Origin of the sequence: Streptomyces luteoverticillatus (assembly GCF_003970715.1) — a bacterium.
Taxonomy (GTDB): Bacteria; Actinomycetota; Actinomycetes; order Streptomycetales; family Streptomycetaceae; genus Streptomyces; species Streptomyces abikoensis.
The window spans coordinates 2,240,506-2,256,819 of record NZ_CP034587.1 but is presented as its reverse complement, the minus strand read 5'-3'; the positions used below and the strand labels follow the sequence as shown (position 1 = coordinate 2,256,819).

Here is a 16,314-nt window from a genome sequence, read left to right as displayed (position 1 = left end):
CCCGTGCCCGAACCAGCCGCTCACCCCACGCACCCCCACAGCGCCACCCTCCGCAACCTGGAACAGTCCTCCGGGACGCTGGCCGCCGCGGCCATCGCCCGCATGGACGCCCAGTTGTCGTGGTACCGGGCGATGCCCCCGGAGAACCGGTCGTGGATCGGCCTGGTCGCCCAGGCCGGCATCGCGGCCTTCACCGAGTGGTTCCGGCACCCGGAGACCCCGCAGGCCATCAGCACGGACGTGTTCGGCACGGCCCCGCGCGAGCTGACCCGGGCGATCACGCTGCGGCAGACCGTGGAGATGGTCCGGACGACCATCGAGGTCATGGAGTCGGCCATCGACGAGGTGGCCGCCCCCGGCGACGAGAACGCGCTGCGCGAGGCGCTGCTGGTCTACGCCCGGGAGATCGCCTTCGCCACGGCCCAGGTGTACGCCCAGGCCGCCGAGGCGCGCGGCGCCTGGGACGCCCGGCTGGAGTCGCTGGTCGTCAATGCGGTGCTCTCGGGCGAGGCCGACGAGGGCGCCCTGTCACGGGCGGCCGCGCTGGGCTGGAACGCGCCGACGCATGTCGCGGTGGTGCTGGGCACGGCGCCCAACGGGGACAGCGAGCTGACCGTCGAGGCCATCCGCCGGGCCGCGCGCCACGCCAAGCTGCAGGTCCTCACGGGGGTGCTGGGCGACCGGCTGGTGGTGATCGCGGGCGGCTCCGACAATCCGCTGCAGGCGGCGAAGTCGCTGATCGGCCCGTTCGCGGCGGGCCCGGTGGTGGCCGGGCCGGTGGTGCCCGACCTGCTGGCGGCGACCAGGTCCGCGCAGGCCGCGGCCGCCGGCCTCAAGGCGTGCGCGGCCTGGCCGGACGCCCCCCGGCCGGTGCTGTCCGACGACCTCCTGCCGGAGCGGGCGATGGCCGGTGACCCGGCCGCCCGTGAGCAGCTGGTGGAGGAGATCTACAGACCGCTGGAGGAAGCGGGCTCGGCGCTGCTGGAGACGCTGAGCGTCTACCTGGAGCAGGCCAGCAGCCTGGAGGGCGCGGCGCGGATGTTGTTCGTCCATCCCAACACCGTGCGGTACCGGCTGCGACGTGTGACGGACGTCACCGGATGGTCACCCTCCGATGTCCGTTCGGCCTTCACGCTGCGCATCGCGCTGATCCTGGGGCGGCTGGCCGACGCGGAGTGACACACTTACGCTTTTGTTGAACGCCAACAATTCCCCTGACGGTTCTTGGTCCCTGTCCTCACGGGTGGGCGGAGCCGTCCACGAGAGAGAGTGTGAGGGTGCTCGTACTCGTCGCTCCCGGCCAGGGCGCTCAGACGCCCGGCTTCCTGACCCCCTGGCTCGACCTCCCCGGTGTCGCCGACCGCCTTCGCGCGTGGTCGGACGCCATCGACCTGGACCTTGTCCACTACGGCACGAACGCCGACGCCGACGAGATCCGTGACACCGCCGTGGCCCAGCCGCTGCTGGTGGCCTCCGCGCTGCTCTCGGCCGGGCAGCTCTTCCCGTCCGGCGCCGAGCTCGCCGCACGGGTGGGCGCCGTCGCCGGGCACAGCGTGGGCGAGCTCGCCGCCGCCGCGCTCACCGGTGTGCTCTCCGAGGAGGAGGCCATGCGGCTGGTGCGCAAGCGCGGGCTGGCCATGGCCGAGGCCGCCGCGGTCACCGAGACCGGGATGGCCGCCCTGCTGGGCGGCGAGGCGGACGTCGTCCTGCCGCACCTGGAGAAGCTGGGCCTGACCCCGGCGAACGTCAACGGCGCCGGCCAGATCGTGGCCGCCGGCACGGCGCAGCAGCTGGCGGCCCTGGCCGAGGACAAGCCCGAGGGCACCCGGCGCGTGGTGCCGCTCAAGGTGGCGGGCGCCTTCCACACCCACCACATGGCACCGGCCGTCTCGGCCCTGGAGTCGGCGGTCGCCGAGCTGGCCCCCGCCGCCCCCCACACCCGTTACGTCTCCAACAAGGACGGCGCCGTCGTGGCCGGCGGCCCCGAGGTCGTCGCGCGGCTGGTCGGCCAGGTGGCCAACCCGGTCCGCTGGGACCTGTGCATGGAGACCTTCAAGGAGCTGGGCGTCACGGCCATGATCGAGGCGGCGCCCGGTGGCACCCTCGTGGGGCTGGCGAAGCGCGCCCTGCCGGGTGTCACTACGCTCGCGCTCAAGACCCCGGACGACCTCGACGCCGCTCGCGCGCTCATCGCCGAGCACGCCGGCCTCGACGCCGCCCCGGCCGAATAAGGAGCCCGAGAAGCATGACCGCGAAGATCAAGCCCGCCAGGGGCGCCGCGTACGCGCGCATCATGGGCGTGGGCGGCTACCGTCCCGTGCGCGTGGTGCCGAACGAGGAGATCCTCAAGCACATCGACTCCTCGGACGAGTGGATCCGCTCGCGCTCGGGCATCGCCACCCGGCACTGGGCCGGACCGGAGGAGACCGTCAGCGCGATGTCCCTGGAGGCCGCCGGCAAGGCGATCGCCGACGCGGGCATCACCGCCGACCAGATCGGTGCCGTCATCGTCTCGACGGTGTCGCACTTCAAGCAGACCCCGGCCGTCGCGACCGAGATCGCCCACAAGGTGGGCGCGGGCAAGCCCGCCGCCTTCGACATCTCGGCCGGCTGCGCGGGCTTCGGCTACGGCCTGGCCATGGCCCGGGACATGGTGACCGGCGGCTCCGCCGAGCACGTCCTGGTCATCGGCGTCGAGCGGCTCTCGGACCTCACCGACCTGGAGGACCGCGCGACGGCCTTCCTGTTCGGCGACGGCGCCGGCGCCGTGGTCGTCGGCCCGTCCGCCGAGCCCGCCATCGGCCCGGTCGTCTGGGGCTCCGAGGGCGACAAGGCCGAGACGATCAAGCAGACCGTCGCCTGGGACGTCTACCGCGAGGAGACGGACGTCCGCTTCCCCGCCATCACCCAGGAGGGTCAGGCGGTGTTCCGCTGGGCCGTCTTCGAAATGGCGAAGATCGCCCAGCAGGCGCTGGACGAGGCGGGCGTCAGCCCCGAGGACCTGGACGTCTTCATTCCGCACCAGGCCAACATGCGGATCATCGATTCGATGGTGAAGACCCTCAAACTGCCGGAGAGCGTCACGGTCGCCCGTGACGTGGAGACCACGGGCAACACCTCCGCGGCCTCCATTCCGCTCGCCATGGAGCGGCTCCTGGCCACCGGCGCGGCGAAGAGCGGGGACACCGCGCTCCTCATCGGCTTCGGGGCGGGTCTCGTGTACGCCGCCACGGTCGTTACCCTCCCCTAGGCGAGATTCCCGGAACGGCACCCCGTGCCGGCCAGGACCTCACCGCCCCAGCAGTTCCCTTAATCAGCAGCACATCGCAATGCATAGAAGGAGCGCCACCATGGCCCACACCCAGGAGCAGATCCTCGAGGGTCTCGCCGAGATCGTCAACGAGATCGCGGGCATCCCGGTCGAGGACGTCAAGCTGGACAAGTCCTTCACCGACGACCTGGACGTCGACTCGCTGTCCATGGTCGAGGTCGTCGTCGCCGCCGAGGAGCGCTTCGAGGTCAAGATCCCGGACGAGGACGTCAAGGGCCTGAAGACCGTCGGCGACGCCGCCGGCTACATCCTGAAGCACCAGGCCTGACCGTAGCGTTCGTCGCCACCCCGGCGGTGGCGGTTCCAGCACCTCTACACGTGGAGACAGAATCCCGATGAACTCGACCAATCGCACCGTGGTCGTCACCGGTATCGGCGCAACCACACCGCTGGGTGGCGACAGCGCTTCGACCTGGGAGGGCCTGCTCGCCGGCCGCTCCGGCGTCAAGCCTCTGGAGAACGAGCGCTTCGCCGACCTCCCGGTCCGCATCGCCGCCCCCGTGGCGGTCGACCCCGCCGACGTCCTGCCCCGCCCCATGCTCCGCAAGCTGGACCGCTCGGCGCAGTTCGCGCTGATCGCGGCGCGCGAGGCCTGGGCCGACGCGGGCTTCACCGACAAGGCCGGCGACGACGCCGGCGTCACCCCCGAGCGGCTGGGCGCGGTCGTCGCCTCCGGCATCGGCGGCGTGACCACCCTGCTCGACCAGTACGACGTGCTCCGGGAGAAGGGCGCCCGCCGCGTCTCCCCGCACACCGTGCCGATGCTCATGCCCAACAGCCCCTCCGCCAACGTCGGCCTGGAGGTGAACGCCCGGGCGGGCGTCCACACCCCGGTCAGCGCCTGCGCGTCGGGCGCCGAGGCCATCGGCTACGCCTTCGAGATGATCCGCTCCGGCCGTGCCGACGTCGTCGTCGCCGGCGGCACCGAGGCGGCCATCCACCCGCTGCCCGTCGCGGCGTTCGCCAGCATGATGGCGATGTCGAAGAACAACGACGAGCCCGGCAAGGCCTCCCGCCCGTACGACAAGGCCCGTGACGGCTTCGTGCTCGGCGAGGGCGCCGGCATCGTCGTCCTGGAGTCGGCCGAGCACGCCGCGAAGCGCGGCGCCCGCGTCTACTGCGAGGTGCTGGGCCAGGGCCTGTCCGCCGACAGCCACCACATCGCGCAGCCGGAGCCCACGGGCCGCGGCATCGCCGCCGCCCTGCAGAACCTGCTCGACAGCAGCGACCTGAAGCCGGCGGAGGTCGTGCACCTCAACGCGCACGCCACCTCCACGCCGCAGGGCGACGCCGCCGAGATCAAGGCGCTGCGCAAGGTCCTGGGCGACGACCTCGACCACGTCGCGGTCTCCGCGACCAAGTCGATGACCGGCCACCTGCTCGGCGGCGCCGGCGGCATCGAGACGGTCGCGACCGTCCTCGCCCTGTACCACCGCACGGCCCCGCCGACCATCAACATCGACGAGCTGGACGAGGACATCGACGCGGACATCGTCCGCGGCGAGCCCCGCCCGCTGCCGCAGGGCACGATCGCGGCGATCAACAACTCGTTCGGCTTCGGCGGCCACAACGTGGTGCTGGCGCTGCGCACGGTCTGACGCTTACGTGGAAGGGCCCGTCCCGGCAGGGGCGGGCCCTTCCACGTTCGCTCACTTCGTGAGGCCGGTCACTTCGTGAAGCTGGCGAAGTACGAGGCCGCCATGTCCTCGTCGCCGTGGCCCGCTTCGATCGCCCGGCGGAAGCGCTCGGCGCCCGCCGCCGCGACGTCCAGGCGCACCCCGGCGGCCTCCCCGGCCGCGACGATCAGCCGCGCGTCCTTCTCGGCCGTGGTGGTCGCGAAGGACGGCGGGGTGAGGGCGTCGTCCCTCAGCAGCCCGGCCTTGGCGCGCAGATAGCCCATGTCGAGCGGGCCGCCCGCGACCGCGTCCAGGAAACGGGCCGGGTCCACGCCCAGCCCGTCGGCCAGCGCGAGGGCCTCGGCGGTGCCATGGGTGACGGCCAGCACCCAGCTGTTGATGACGAGTTTGAGCCGGGTCGCGGCGCCGCCCGCCGCGTCGTCGCCGACCCAGACGGTCCGGGAGCCGACGGCGTCGAAGACGGGCGCCAGAGTGTCGCGGATCTCCTCGGGCCCGGCGGCCAGCACCGTGAGCGTGCCCTCCTCGGCGGGCCGCCGGGTGCCCAGGACGGGGGCGTCGACCAGGACGAGCCCCTGCTCGCGGGCGAAGTCCGCGAGCACGGCCGTGCCGTCGAGCCCGGCGGTGGTGGACTGCGCCCAGACCGTCCCGGGGCGCAGGGCGGGGGCGGCGGCGCGCATCACGTCGAGGGCGGCCGGGCCGTCGTAGAGCATGGTGACGACCACATCGGCGCCGGTGACCGCCTCGGCGGGCGTCTCCACGACGGTGACACCGTGCGCGGCCAGCGGCTCGGCCTTGGCGTGACTGCGGTTCCAGGCGCGGACGGAGAGCCCGGCCCGGGCGAGATTGCGGGCCATGGCGAAGCCCATGATGCCGGTGCCGAGGACGGTGACGGTGGTGGGTGAGGTCATGCGTCGACGCTAGGGCCTGGAGCGGGCTCCAGGGCAAGAACTCCGCCGAACCGCGCTCACACCACCTGGTGCAGCCAGCGGACCGGCGCGCCCTCGCCCGCGTGACGGAAGGGTTCCAGCTCGTCGTCCCACGGCTTGCCGAGCAGCTTCTCGACCTCCGCCTGGAGGTCCGTCTCACCCCGGTCGGCGCGCGAGAGCGCGGCGCGGAGGCGGTCCTCGGGGATCAGGATGTCGCCGTGGATGCCGGTGACGGCGTGGAAGATGCCGAGGTCGGGGGTGGAGCTGTAGCGCTCGCCCTCGGCGGTGGGACAGGGTTCCGCCGTCACCTCGAAGCGCAGGAGGTGCCAGCCGCGCAGCGCGGAGGCGAGTCTGGAGGCGGTGCCGGCCTGGCCCTGCCAGGAGAGCTCGGAGCGCCAGGTGCCGGGGGAGGCGGGCTGCCGGATCCAGTCGAGGGTGACGCGCGTGCCGAGGACGCCGCCCACGGCCCATTCGACGTGCGGGCAGAGCGCTCGGGGCGCGGAGTGCACATACAGAACTCCACGTGTCGTCACCGGGTCCTCCAGTGCGGTTCGAGGGTGGCCTTCCCCAGCGGCCTCGCAGCCGAACCGGTCCCGCCCGGGACAGCAGCAGACATTCTGCCCCAATGGCCACTCCCGCACCAGCCCGCGAGGTTACCAACAGTAAACACCATCGGGAGCAATTCTCCTGAAAAGGGACAGGATGTGACGTGTTGTGATTTGGTGCCGCCGTGGACCGAAAGGCGGAGCGAAAGATGCCGGACCGACTCGATCACCCGGGAAGAAAAGCTACCGTGCGGGCGTGTCGCGGGCGTGACGTACCGTCGGTCCCGGACAGATATCACCCGGCCGGAGGGGAACACGAGCATGAACGTCGCACGGGGGAAGAGGCGAGGGGCGGTCGTCAAAGCCGCCGTCGCGGCGGTCTGCGCCACCCTGCTGGCCTCGGGCTGCGAGAGCGGCGCGGCCGCCGGTGCCGGCGGCGGCGAGCAGCCGGCCGCGGCCCCGGCCAAGCCCAAGCCCGTCCGCCCGGCCTGGAACCCCCGCCCCGCCTCCATCGCCTCCCTCGGCGACTCCATCACCCGTGGCTTCGACGCCTGTTCCATGCTCAAGGACTGCCCCGAGGCGTCCTGGGCCACCGGCACCTCCGTCGACAGCCTCGCCCGGCGGCTGCTGGCCTCGCCCGGGACGAGCAGCTGGAACCACGCCCGCACCGGCGCCCGGATGGCCGACCTGCCGGAGCAGATGCGCGCGGCCGTCGCCGAGAAGCCGCAGCTCGTCACCGTGCTCGTGGGGGCCAACGACGCCTGCCGCAAGAACGTGGACGACATGACCACCGTGGACGACTTCCGCGCCGACTTCGAGAAGTCCCTGCGGGAGCTGCGCACCGCCCTGCCCAAGTCCCAGGTGTACGTGGCCGGGGTGCCGGACCTGCGGCGGCTGTGGGCGGAGGGGCGCAAGAGCCTGATCGGCCCGGAGATCTGGAAGCTGGGCTCGGTCTGCCCGTCGATGCTGGCCGACGCCGGCTCCGACGACGCGGTGGCCGAGGCCCGGCGTGTGCGGGTGGAGCAGCGGGTCCTCGAGTACAACACGGTGCTCAAGAGCGTCTGCGAGCGCGACGGGCTGTGCCGCTTCGACGGCTCGGTCCACGGCTACGGCTTCACCGGCCAGGCGCTCAGCAAGTGGGACTGGTTCCACCCCAGCAAGCAGGGCCAGGGCGAACTGGCGGCCCTCGCCTACCGCACCATCACCGCCGCCGAGCCGCCCGCCGTATAGGACGCCGCACAGTACGCACGGCCCGGTCCGCCACCGGCGCGCCCGGCGCGGAACTCTCCGGCACCGGGGCCCGTACCCTCGCCCCGGGCACCCGGTGCCGTCCGCGCCCGCGCGATGGCGCCCGGGCCGTGGCCGAAGACGGGCACGGGTGACCTCGACCGGCCCGTGCCGCCTTCCGCCCCGCACGTTATCCGATGAACGACCGCTTCTCATAAGCGAGTTCACCCGCGCGTGGAGGTCATCGCGTGGAGGTCGTCACTCGGTGCTCTCGCGATGGGCGTGGAGATCGATGTCGAGGATGCCCTCCCAGTCGGTGAGCTCCTCCATCAGCGGATGCGCCGATCCCTTGCCCTCCAGGCTCAGCACCACGCCCGCCTCCCTGACCTTGCCCCTGGGCCGTTCCGCGCCCTCCTCCGGCTCCGCCCGGGCGTGGACCTGGACGTCCGTGACCCGGAAGCCGCTCCGGGTGCACAGCTCCAGCACCCGGCCCAGCAGCCCCTTGCGGGTGCGGTAGGAAATGCTCAGCTCGACGTGCTCCAGCGCGGGCGTCGCGGCCAGCCTGCGGGTCGCCACCGGGAAGCCGCGCACCACCAGGAAGTGCACGGCGGCCGCCGCGCCGCCCAGCAGGGGCAGCCCACCGCCGCAGGCCATGCCGACGGCGCAGGTCAGCCAGATCGTGGCGGCCGTCGTCAGGCCGCGAACGGCGTCCCGCCGGACGAAGATCAGGCCACCACCGATGAAGCCGATGCCCGAGACGATCTGCGCGGCCACCCGGGAGCCGTCGAACTGGCCGGCCCCCGCGAACCCGTGGATCGAGACCTCCATGAACAGCGCGCTGCCCACGCCGACCAGCGTGTGGGTGCGCAGCCCCGCGCTCTTCTGCTGGAGCTCCCGCTCCAGCCCGATGAGCGAGGAGAGCAGCAGGGCGAGGCCCAACTCGATTAACTGGCGGGCGCCTTGCCCCTTCCCTGGATCGAACAGCGGGGCGGCGGCGGTTCTTCCGGCGGATATCAGCGGGTCCATGAGGAGCTGCACTGTGTCCATCGCGCCATTGTGGCGTGAAATCGCTGCTGCACGCAGTGAGTTGGCGCCCCTCTATCGCTCCATGCGGTCACGGTGATTACCTTCCGTCCCATGAGACCCCGTGACATATCCCGGACGCCGGGCCCGGGCCGGCTGGCCGTCCTCGGCGCCGTCCTGCTCGCCTGCTCCCCGCTCGCCCTCGCCGTCCCCGCCGGGGCCGCGCCCGCCGCCCCCGCGCTCACCGTGGAGGAGCAGCGGCTCTCCGGGGCCGTGCCGCAGGAGATCCTGCGCCGCAGCGGCTTCGACGACGTCGCCCCCGGCTTCGCCCGCGCCCTGGCCCGTACGCGCGGCGCCGCCGAGGCCGAGCGCCTGGCGGCCGCCGACGGCCGGCGGCTGTGGCGGCGGGCCGTGGACCGCGCCCAGGGGCGCGGCCCGGACGCCGGCGAGCTGAGCCGGGACGACGACCGGCCGCTGTACTGGGCCCGGCTGGGCATGACGCGGGCGCTGCGCGAGTGGCGGCCGGCGTTCCCGCTGCCCGAGCGGCGGCGCGCGGCCCTGGAGGCCGCCGTGGAGCGCGCCTCGCGCGGCCAGGACTCGATCGACCTCCCGGCGGGCGGCGCGGTGAAGCGCGTGCTGATCACCGGCTTCGACCCGTTCCAGCTGGACTCCGACATCCGCCGCTCCAACCCCTCCGGCGCGGCCGCGCTGGCCCTGGACGGCACCGTGATCGACACCCCGGCCGGCCCGGCGCGCGTGGAGGCGGCCGTCTTCCCGGTGCGCTGGGCGGACTTCGCCGACGGCACGGTCGAACGGACCCTGCTGCCGTACTTCCGGCCCGGCCCCCGGCAGGTGGACCTGTTCACCACCATCAGCCAGGGCCGCCCCGGCCGCTTCGACGTCGAGCGCACCAACGGCGCCTGGCGCGGCGGCTACCCGGACAACGCCCGGCTCTCCCGCACGGAGACCGTGCCGGTGCCGCCCGGCGTGCCGACCGTGACCCCGCAGCCGCAGTGGACGACCACGACCCTGCCGTACGCGGCCATCACGGCGGCCACGACCGGCCCGTTCCCCGTCCACGACAACACGTCCGTGACCGAGATCCCGGCGGGCGGCACGCAGCCCGTCGCACGGCCCGACGGCCCCACCCCGGGCTCGACCGCCCGCGCGGGCGGCGGGGGCGACTACCTCTCCAACGAGATCGCCTACCGCGCGACCCTGCTGCGCGACGCCGTGGGCCTGAAGGTCCCGGGCGGCCATCTCCACACCCCGGTGCTGAACTTCGGCGAGGGCAACACGGACCCCTCGACCGGGCAGGTCAGCGACCCCGCGTTCGTCCACGACCGGATGGCGATCACCGCGCAGATCCGGTCCGTGCTGGCGGTGGCCGTGGGAGCGACGGCCGGGTCATGATGTGCCCATGATCATCGCAGCAGCGCAGTTCACCGCCCGGCCGTGCGACGTCGCCGCCAACGTGACCCGCATGGCCGGAATGGTCGCCGAGGCGGGCGAGCGGGGCGCGGCCCTCGTCGTCCTCCCCGAGCTCGCCGTCACCGGCTACGAGCTCGACGCCATCACCGGCGACCCGGACCGGCTGACCTTCGCCCCTGACGACCCCCGGCTCGGCCCGCTGCGCGCGGCATGCCGGACGGCGGGCGTCGCGGCGGCGGTGAACTGCGCGGGCCGCGCCCCGGCCGGACCGACGATCAGCACCTTCGTGTACGGCCCCGACGGGGAGCTCCGCACCCGCTACGACAAGCGGCACGTGACGGACACGGAGGCCGCCGCGGGCTTCACGGCGGGCACGGAGGACGGCCGCTTCACGCTGGACGGAGTCACGTTCGGCCTCGCCATCTGCTTCGACGCCCACTTCCCCGACCTCGCGCGCCGGGCCGCCGCCGACGGCTGCGCCGTACTGCTGGCGAGCTCGCTCTACGGCCGGGGCGGCGGCGCCCGCGAACGGATGGAGATCTTCCCGGCCTTGGCCCGGACGAACAGGCTCCACGTCCTGCTGGCCAACCACGTGGGCCCGGCAGGCCCCTACGACGCGTGCGGCCTGAGCGCGGTGTGGGGCAGGGACGGGAGGTTGCTGGCGGAGGGTTCGGGCGAGGAAGAAGGACTCGTTCTGTCCACGATCGCCCCGTAAGGGGCGCGGGGAACTGCGCGAACGGCCCCCACCGGCCCGCAGCCGGGACGAACCCTCAGTGGCAGATGAACCGCCGCTCCCCACCCCGATGCTCCGTAATCGGAGACCGGCACCCCCGAGGACACGGCGCCGGCACAGCCGCCGAATTAACCCGCCGCTCCGGCGGGTGGACGCACACCGAGCAGTACCAAGAGGGCCGCTGGCCCGGCGTCACGTCCCACCACATGGCGTTGTGACAGCGATTGCAGCGCATACCGGCATCGTCGCGCGGACGATGCCGCCCCGTCCCGGCTTCGGCCGCGCGACCACCCGTACCGGGGACGGTCAGCCCTCGCCCGGGGTCACCAGCCCCGACTCGTAGGCGAAGATGACCGCCTGCGCGCGGTCCCGGAGGCTCAGCTTCCCCAGGACCCGTCCGACGTGCGTCTTGACCGTCTGCTCGGCCAGGACCAGCCGGTCCGCGATCTCCTGGTTGGACAGGCCCCGCGCGATCAGCTCCAGCACCTCCGTCTCCCGGGGCGTCAGCCCGCCGGGGCGGGCCGTGCCCGAACGGCGGCGGGGAGCCGGGCGCTTGGCGAAGTCCGCGATGAGCCGGCGGGTCACCGAGGGCGCCAGGAGCGCCTCGCCCGCGGCGACCACCCGCACCGCCGAGATGAGGTCGGCCGGCGGGGCGTCCTTGAGGAGGAAGCCGGAGGCGCCCGCGCGCAGCGCCTCGTAGACGTAGTCGTCGACGTCGAACGTCGTCAGCATCAGCACCTTGGGCCGGTGGACCACCCCTCGCGGCGGGTCGAGGATCTGCCGGGCCGCCTCCAGGCCGTCCATCTCCGGCATCCGGACGTCCATCAGCACCACGTCCGGGTGGGCGGAACGGCTCAGGGCCACGCCCTGCCGGCCGTCCGCCGCGTCGCCGACGACGTCGATGTCGGACTGGGCGGCCAGGAGCGCGGCGAAGCCCGCCCGCACCATGGCCTGGTCGTCGACGATGATCACCTTGATGGTCATGCGGTGGAGGATTCCTCTTCTGTGCTCAGCGGGAGCCGGGCCGCGACCCGGAAGCCGCCCTCCGGCAGGGGGCCGGTGTCGAGGGTGCCACCCACCAGGCGGACCCGCTCCCGCATCCCCACCAGACCGTGGCCCGTCCCGCCGGTCTCCAGCGGCGGAGTGTCCCGCTCCGGCGCCGCGTTGACGACGAGGACCACGAGGCCCGTCCCGTCGGGTTCCGGCGAGACCGAGACGCGGGTGGCCGCGCCCGGGGCGTGCCGGACGACGTTGGCCAGGGCCTCCTGCGTGATGCGGTAGGCGGACAGGTCCACGGCCTGCGGCAGCGCGGGGAGTCCGGGCATCGACAGCTCGACCGGCACCCCGGCCCGTACCGTCGCCTCGATCAGCTGCGGAATCCGCTCGACGCCGGGCTGCGGTGTCCGGTCGGCCGTGCCGGGGGCGCCGGCGGTGTCCTCGTTGCGCAGCACGCCCAGCAGCCGGCGCATCTCCGTCAGCGACTCCCGGGCCGTGGCGGCGATCGAGGCGAACTCCTCGCGGGCCGCGTCCGGGAGGCCCTCCACGCGGTACGGGGCGCTGTCCGCCTGCACGGTGATGACGGACATGTGGTGGGCGACGACGTCGTGGAGCTCCCGGGCGATGCGGGCGCGCTCCTCCAGCAGGGTGCGGCGGGACCGTTCGGCCTCGCTGATGGTCTCCTGCTCGGCCAGCGCCCGCTGGGTGACGGCCCGTTCGCGCAGCAGGCCGCCGATGACGAGCAGCACCCCGCCGATGACGAGCAGTGCCACCCAGGTGCCGTTGCTGCGCCCCGGGGCGATCATCTGGAAGACGACGCTGACGGCGCCCGTCAGCGTCCACACCGCGATCAGGGTGCGGTTGCGCTCGCGCAGGCCGACGGCGAGCAGGAGCAGCAGCATGCCGATGATGGCCATCGGCGTCCACGGCCAGGGCTGGGGGTGCGGGCCCGGCGGAAAGCCCAGGATGGCCGCCGCGCAGACCGTGTGGGCGGTGAAGGCGACCCCCCAGGCGACCAGCGGCCGCCGCACGGCGAACAGCAGCGGCAGTACCTGGAAGAGGCCGAGCACAAGCGCCAGGTCGGGGTTCAGGTGGTAGCCCTCGCCGAGGAACATGACCGTGACCGGCAGCAGGATGGCGACGAACACGATCGCCACGGCGTACGGCAGCCGCCGGACGAACCGGCGCGGGGAGTGGCCGAAGAGCGGGGTGGGCGGCCCGGCGGGGGTGAAGGTGTCACGCAGCCGGGCGAGCGGGGTCATGGGCGTGGTGGGCATGGCCCGACCAGCGTAGATCGGGAGCCTGCCGCCGGGCGTCACACCACGGTGCCGACCCCGGGGGCCGGGTCATACCGTGGTATCACGCGCTTCGGCAGCGCCCCGAAGGGGCGCGGGGAACTGCGCGACCAGCCACGACGCACCCGCGGATGACTCGCCGGACTTCCAGCGGAGCGCTAAAGCTCCGCCAGCAGCTGCGCCTTCTTCGTGCTGAACTCGATGTCGGTCAGCAGCCCCGCCTGGTGGAGCTCGCCCAGGTGCCGGATGCGCTCGGCGATGCCGCCGGGGTCGGGCCGGGCGGGCACGCGGTGCCGGCCGGGGGCGGCGGGCACCTTGGCCCGTACGGCGGCGAGGACGGCCGCCGCGAACGGCAGGGACTCGTGGACGAGCCCGTAGCCCATGCCGAAGGCCACGGCCGCCGGGTCCTGGTCGGGCTCGGGGCGGCGGTCCCCGTCGGTGCCGCGCAGCACCAGGCGGAGATGGCCGGCGGCGGCGTCGGGGGAGCGCCACTCGACGCCGGTCAGCTCATCGAGGGGGAAGTACTGGTCGCCGGCCTTCCACTTGGCGGACGAGGCGCCGGTCCAGAACCAGCGGAAGGAGACGGCCCGGCCGTCGAAGGACGCCTTGCCGTCGTAGGCCTTGAAGGTCAGCGGGGGTGCGGGCGCGGTCACCAGATGGCGCTCGGCGGGCTCCTGGGCGCGGGGTCCGAGCGCGTCGCGTATCCGCTCGGCGTAGTACTCGGCGAGGAGCTCGCGCTCGGCCGGGAGCACCAGCCGGTAGGGGTCGTTGCCCTCCTTGAGCTGGCCGTCGGCCACGTCGATCAGCGGATCGGCGCCGGGTCTGGGCACGGCGCGCAGCACCACCGTCCCGTGCCTCCCCGGGGCCGCTTCGACGGCCGCGAGCGCCTCGAAGGGGACGCGTCGCTCGCCGAGCGCCTGGAGCAGCTTCGGTGTGCGGATCCCCCGTTCGAAGCGGATGAGCACGGAGTCGGTGCCGAACTCCCAGACGGTGTGGAAACCGGCCAGCACATCACCCATGCCGCTCATCGTAAGCGGCGCCCGCCCGCCCGTCCCCCCTCGTGGCGCTACGCGCGTCAAGCCGGTCAGGCCGCGGCGGCGACGGCGTCCGGGCCCAGCCCGTCCGCGCAGCCACCGCTGTCCCTCGCGCACCGGACGGAGGCGGGGGCTCCGACGCCGATCCCGGCGAAGTTGGCGAGGCTGGTGGTGCCGGGCGCGAAGTAGCCGGTGTGGCCCTGGGCGTCGCCGGCGGACAGCACCCGTGCCCCGAAGCCCGCGGAGACCGGGTCGGCGCCGTGGCCGAGGCCGCCGACCTCCATGTGGGGCACGCCCTGGATCCAGTCGTCCGCGTCGCGCATCGCCCATATCCGGGCGGTGGTGGCCAGGTCGGAGACGCTCTGGGCGCGCATGCCGGGGCTGCCGGCCACGGCCACGTCGGTGACCCGGGCGGGGAGCTCGCGGGCGGCGACGCCGCACACCACCGAGCCGTAGCTGTGGCAGAACAGCGCGACCTTCGAGTCGCCGGGCAGCGACCGGACGAGCCGGCGCAGCCGCAGCGCGCCCTCGGCGGCGAGCTTGCCCGTGGCGGCGTCCATGCCGACGCCGACGGGCGAGGTGTAGTCGGCCCAGGCGATGACGGCCGTCCTGGTGGCGGGGCCGGCCTTCCGCTCGGCGGCGTAGAGGGAGCGGCCCATGCCGACGGGGGCGCTGTAGGCGCGCTGGGTCTTCTCGAACGTGAGCACATTGGTGTCGACGCCCGGGACCACCACGGAGACCCGCCGCGCCGCGTCGAGGTCGCCGAAGACCTCGGCGACCCGGCCGTCGCCGGCGGGGTCGAAGGCGAGGATCTGCCGGTCCGGGGCGAGCAGCGACTCGAAGCGGTGCATCCTGCGGCCGGCCTCGTAGCGGCCGGCGGGGGTCAGCCCGGCGTCGTGGCTGCGTTTCTCCTCGACCGCGCGGGCCTGGGAGAGCGCGGCGCGGTTGGCGCGGTAGCGCAGCTCGGTGGGGGCGCCGCCGAGGTTGCCGACGACGAGCGGATAGCGCTCCGCGAGCCGCTCGCGCTGGCCCGCGGTGAGCGTGGTGAAGAAACGGGACAGCGCCGACGGCTCCGCGTCGGGCGAGGGCAGCGGGCGGCCGCTGACGGAACCGTGCCGCCAGGCCTTGAGCGAGGCGGCCCGCGCGTCCTCCGCGCCCTTGTGGCTTCTGACCGCCGTCCAGCCGGTGGTCGCGAGCATCACGAACACCACGGCCAGCGCCAGCAGCGCGCGCCAGGCCGTGGTGGCGTTGGTCCAGGGGATGGAGGAGGAGCCGAGCTCCGGGAAGGAAGTCACCGCGGACCACCCTAGGAGAAATCCGCTTGCGTCCGGGAAGCCGGTGAGCTATCTCACGTTTGCATGGCCGTGATTGAGCGCACTCGTCCGCCTACCGCTCAAGAACGCCAGTTTTCCGCCAGTGCGGGACCGATCTGATCCAGATAGGCGGCCGTGCGCCGGCGGAACCCCTCCATGTCCCCGTCCAGCAGGTCGCCCCAGCGCTTGCCCACCTCGCGCATCACCCCGCTGAACGCCGCGACCAGGATGCGCGGCCGGGGGTCCTCCGCCGGCAGCCCCTCCCGGCGGGCGATCTCGTCGGTGAGCCGGTCCTCCAGCTCGGCCAGCCGGCGCAGATGGGCCGCGAGCAGCTGCGGGGTCTCCTGGATCATCCGGTACGTCCGGACGTAGAGCTCCAGCGGGACGACCGACTCGATGGCCTCCCCGATGCCGTCCCAGCACTCGACGACGGCCGAGCGCAGCGCGGTGAGCGGCGGCTCCGCCGCCGGGCGCGCGCACACGGCGGCCAGGATGTGCGACTCGATCGTCCGCTGGACGTCGAGGGCCACGTCCTCCTTGCCCGCGAAGTAGCGGAAGAAGGTGCGCTGCGAGACGTCCGCGGCGGCCGCGATCTCGTCGACCGTCGTGCCCTCGTACCCCCGGAGGGCGAACAGCTCCTGGGCGCACCGGACGAGGGCCTCGCGGGTGCGGCGCTTCTTGCGCTCACGCAGGCCCGTGGTGCTCTCGATCGTGTGCATGCCGCCTCTTTCCGGTGCGTTTTCGCTGCTCAGCATAGTTGTGGGCAAGATGACAGACTGCGCCTCTTGAAAGTGATTGTCGAGTGTCAGCGGCTGCCATAATC

16 protein-coding genes are annotated in these 16,314 nt (G+C 73.5%); 8 read left to right on the top strand and 8 right to left on the bottom strand.

Going from position 1 to position 16,314, the window contains the following annotated elements:
* Positions 1–3 precede the first annotated feature (3 nt).
* The 5 genes from EKH77_RS09625 to fabF all read left to right on the top strand — a co-directional run bounded on the left by EKH77_RS09625 (position 4) and on the right by fabF (position 4,929).
* Positions 4–1,179, top strand: a complete 1,176-nt coding sequence (locus tag EKH77_RS09625) for a PucR family transcriptional regulator (RefSeq protein WP_126913987.1) — start codon at positions 4–6, stop codon at positions 1,177–1,179.
* Between the two features lie 98 nt (positions 1,180–1,277).
* Positions 1,278–2,231, top strand: coding sequence for an ACP S-malonyltransferase (locus EKH77_RS09620; protein ID WP_206279835.1), 954 nt, complete (start codon positions 1,278–1,280; stop codon positions 2,229–2,231).
* A gap of 14 nt (positions 2,232–2,245) precedes the next feature.
* Positions 2,246–3,250 carry a ketoacyl-ACP synthase III gene (locus tag EKH77_RS09615; RefSeq protein ID WP_126913985.1) on the top strand — a complete coding sequence of 335 codons (1,005 nt, stop codon included), beginning with the start codon at positions 2,246–2,248 and terminating at the stop codon, positions 3,248–3,250.
* Between the two features lie 100 nt (positions 3,251–3,350).
* Positions 3,351–3,599 carry an acyl carrier protein gene (locus EKH77_RS09610; protein ID WP_126913984.1) on the top strand — a complete coding sequence of 83 codons (249 nt, stop codon included), beginning with the start codon at positions 3,351–3,353 and terminating at the stop codon, positions 3,597–3,599.
* A 67-nt stretch (positions 3,600–3,666) separates the two neighbouring features.
* On the top strand, positions 3,667–4,929 hold the full coding sequence (gene fabF / locus EKH77_RS09605; protein ID WP_126913983.1) for a beta-ketoacyl-ACP synthase II: 1,263 nt from the start codon (positions 3,667–3,669) through the stop codon (positions 4,927–4,929).
* Between the two features lie 68 nt (positions 4,930–4,997).
* Here fabF and EKH77_RS09600 read toward each other — a convergent pair whose 3' ends face one another.
* Complete coding sequence (locus EKH77_RS09600; protein ID WP_126913982.1) at positions 4,998–5,876, bottom strand: NAD(P)-dependent oxidoreductase; 879 nt, start codon at positions 5,874–5,876, stop codon at positions 4,998–5,000.
* Between the two features lie 56 nt (positions 5,877–5,932).
* Positions 5,933–6,427 carry a DUF3145 domain-containing protein gene (locus tag EKH77_RS09595; RefSeq protein ID WP_126913981.1) on the bottom strand — a complete coding sequence of 165 codons (495 nt, stop codon included), beginning with the start codon at positions 6,425–6,427 and terminating at the stop codon, positions 5,933–5,935.
* A 333-nt stretch (positions 6,428–6,760) separates the two neighbouring features.
* On the opposite strand from EKH77_RS09595, the gene EKH77_RS09590 reads away from it, so the two are divergent.
* Positions 6,761–7,669, top strand: a complete 909-nt coding sequence (locus tag EKH77_RS09590; protein WP_126913980.1) for an SGNH/GDSL hydrolase family protein — start codon at positions 6,761–6,763, stop codon at positions 7,667–7,669.
* A 255-nt stretch (positions 7,670–7,924) separates the two neighbouring features.
* On the opposite strand, the gene EKH77_RS09585 is transcribed toward EKH77_RS09590, so the two are convergent.
* Positions 7,925–8,713: an MgtC/SapB family protein gene (locus tag EKH77_RS09585; protein WP_126913979.1), complete on the bottom strand. Its 789-nt coding sequence runs from the start codon at positions 8,711–8,713 to the stop codon at positions 7,925–7,927.
* Between the two features lie 90 nt (positions 8,714–8,803).
* Between EKH77_RS09585 and EKH77_RS09580 the strand changes: the two genes are divergently transcribed.
* A complete protein-coding gene (locus EKH77_RS09580; protein WP_126913978.1) occupies positions 8,804–10,102 on the top strand; it encodes a pyroglutamyl peptidase in 1,299 nt (432 codons plus the stop codon).
* Between the two features lie 7 nt (positions 10,103–10,109).
* Positions 10,110–10,835, top strand: a complete 726-nt coding sequence (locus tag EKH77_RS09575) for a carbon-nitrogen hydrolase family protein (RefSeq protein ID WP_126913977.1) — start codon at positions 10,110–10,112, stop codon at positions 10,833–10,835.
* A gap of 324 nt (positions 10,836–11,159) precedes the next feature.
* On the opposite strand, the gene EKH77_RS09570 is transcribed toward EKH77_RS09575, so the two are convergent.
* From EKH77_RS09570 to EKH77_RS09550, 5 genes are all read right to left on the bottom strand, one after another.
* Positions 11,160–11,837: a response regulator gene (locus EKH77_RS09570; RefSeq protein WP_126913976.1), complete on the bottom strand. Its 678-nt coding sequence runs from the start codon at positions 11,835–11,837 to the stop codon at positions 11,160–11,162.
* Complete coding sequence (locus EKH77_RS09565) at positions 11,834–13,126, bottom strand: sensor histidine kinase (RefSeq protein ID WP_126913975.1); 1,293 nt, start codon at positions 13,124–13,126, stop codon at positions 11,834–11,836. The genes EKH77_RS09570 and EKH77_RS09565 overlap by 4 nt, the downstream gene beginning before the upstream one ends.
* A 176-nt stretch (positions 13,127–13,302) precedes the next feature.
* Positions 13,303–14,163, bottom strand: a complete 861-nt coding sequence (locus EKH77_RS09560; protein ID WP_126913974.1) for a DUF4429 domain-containing protein — start codon at positions 14,161–14,163, stop codon at positions 13,303–13,305.
* Between the two features lie 65 nt (positions 14,164–14,228).
* Complete coding sequence (locus EKH77_RS09555; RefSeq protein ID WP_240667295.1) at positions 14,229–15,473, bottom strand: alpha/beta hydrolase; 1,245 nt, start codon at positions 15,471–15,473, stop codon at positions 14,229–14,231.
* Between the two features lie 98 nt (positions 15,474–15,571).
* Positions 15,572–16,210 (bottom strand): TetR family transcriptional regulator, encoded by a 639-nt coding sequence (locus EKH77_RS09550; protein ID WP_126913973.1) that lies wholly within the window; start codon positions 16,208–16,210, stop codon positions 15,572–15,574.
* Between the last annotated feature and the right edge of the window lie 104 nt (positions 16,211–16,314).

What these genes read in the sequence shown, in the direction of transcription:
- EKH77_RS09615 (WP_126913985.1), top strand. Translation starts at nt 2,246, where the DNA reads ATGACCGCGAAGATCAAGCCCGCCAGGGGCGCCGCGTACGCGCGCATC.
- EKH77_RS09610 (WP_126913984.1), top strand. Translation starts at nt 3,351, where the DNA reads ATGGCCCACACCCAGGAGCAGATCCTCGAGGGTCTCGCCGAGATCGTC.
- fabF (WP_126913983.1), top strand. Translation starts at nt 3,667, where the DNA reads ATGAACTCGACCAATCGCACCGTGGTCGTCACCGGTATCGGCGCAACC.
- EKH77_RS09600 (WP_126913982.1), bottom strand. Translation starts at nt 5,876, where the DNA reads ATGACCTCACCCACCACCGTCACCGTCCTCGGCACCGGCATCATGGGC.
- EKH77_RS09590 (WP_126913980.1), top strand. Translation starts at nt 6,761, where the DNA reads ATGAACGTCGCACGGGGGAAGAGGCGAGGGGCGGTCGTCAAAGCCGCC.
- EKH77_RS09585 (WP_126913979.1), bottom strand. Translation starts at nt 8,713, where the DNA reads ATGGACACAGTGCAGCTCCTCATGGACCCGCTGATATCCGCCGGAAGA.
- EKH77_RS09580 (WP_126913978.1), top strand. Translation starts at nt 8,804, where the DNA reads ATGAGACCCCGTGACATATCCCGGACGCCGGGCCCGGGCCGGCTGGCC.
- EKH77_RS09575 (WP_126913977.1), top strand. Translation starts at nt 10,110, where the DNA reads ATGATCATCGCAGCAGCGCAGTTCACCGCCCGGCCGTGCGACGTCGCC.
- EKH77_RS09570 (WP_126913976.1), bottom strand. Translation starts at nt 11,837, where the DNA reads ATGACCATCAAGGTGATCATCGTCGACGACCAGGCCATGGTGCGGGCG.
- EKH77_RS09565 (WP_126913975.1), bottom strand. Translation starts at nt 13,126, where the DNA reads ATGCCCACCACGCCCATGACCCCGCTCGCCCGGCTGCGTGACACCTTC.
- EKH77_RS09560 (WP_126913974.1), bottom strand. Translation starts at nt 14,163, where the DNA reads ATGGGTGATGTGCTGGCCGGTTTCCACACCGTCTGGGAGTTCGGCACC.
- EKH77_RS09550 (WP_126913973.1), bottom strand. Translation starts at nt 16,210, where the DNA reads ATGCACACGATCGAGAGCACCACGGGCCTGCGTGAGCGCAAGAAGCGC.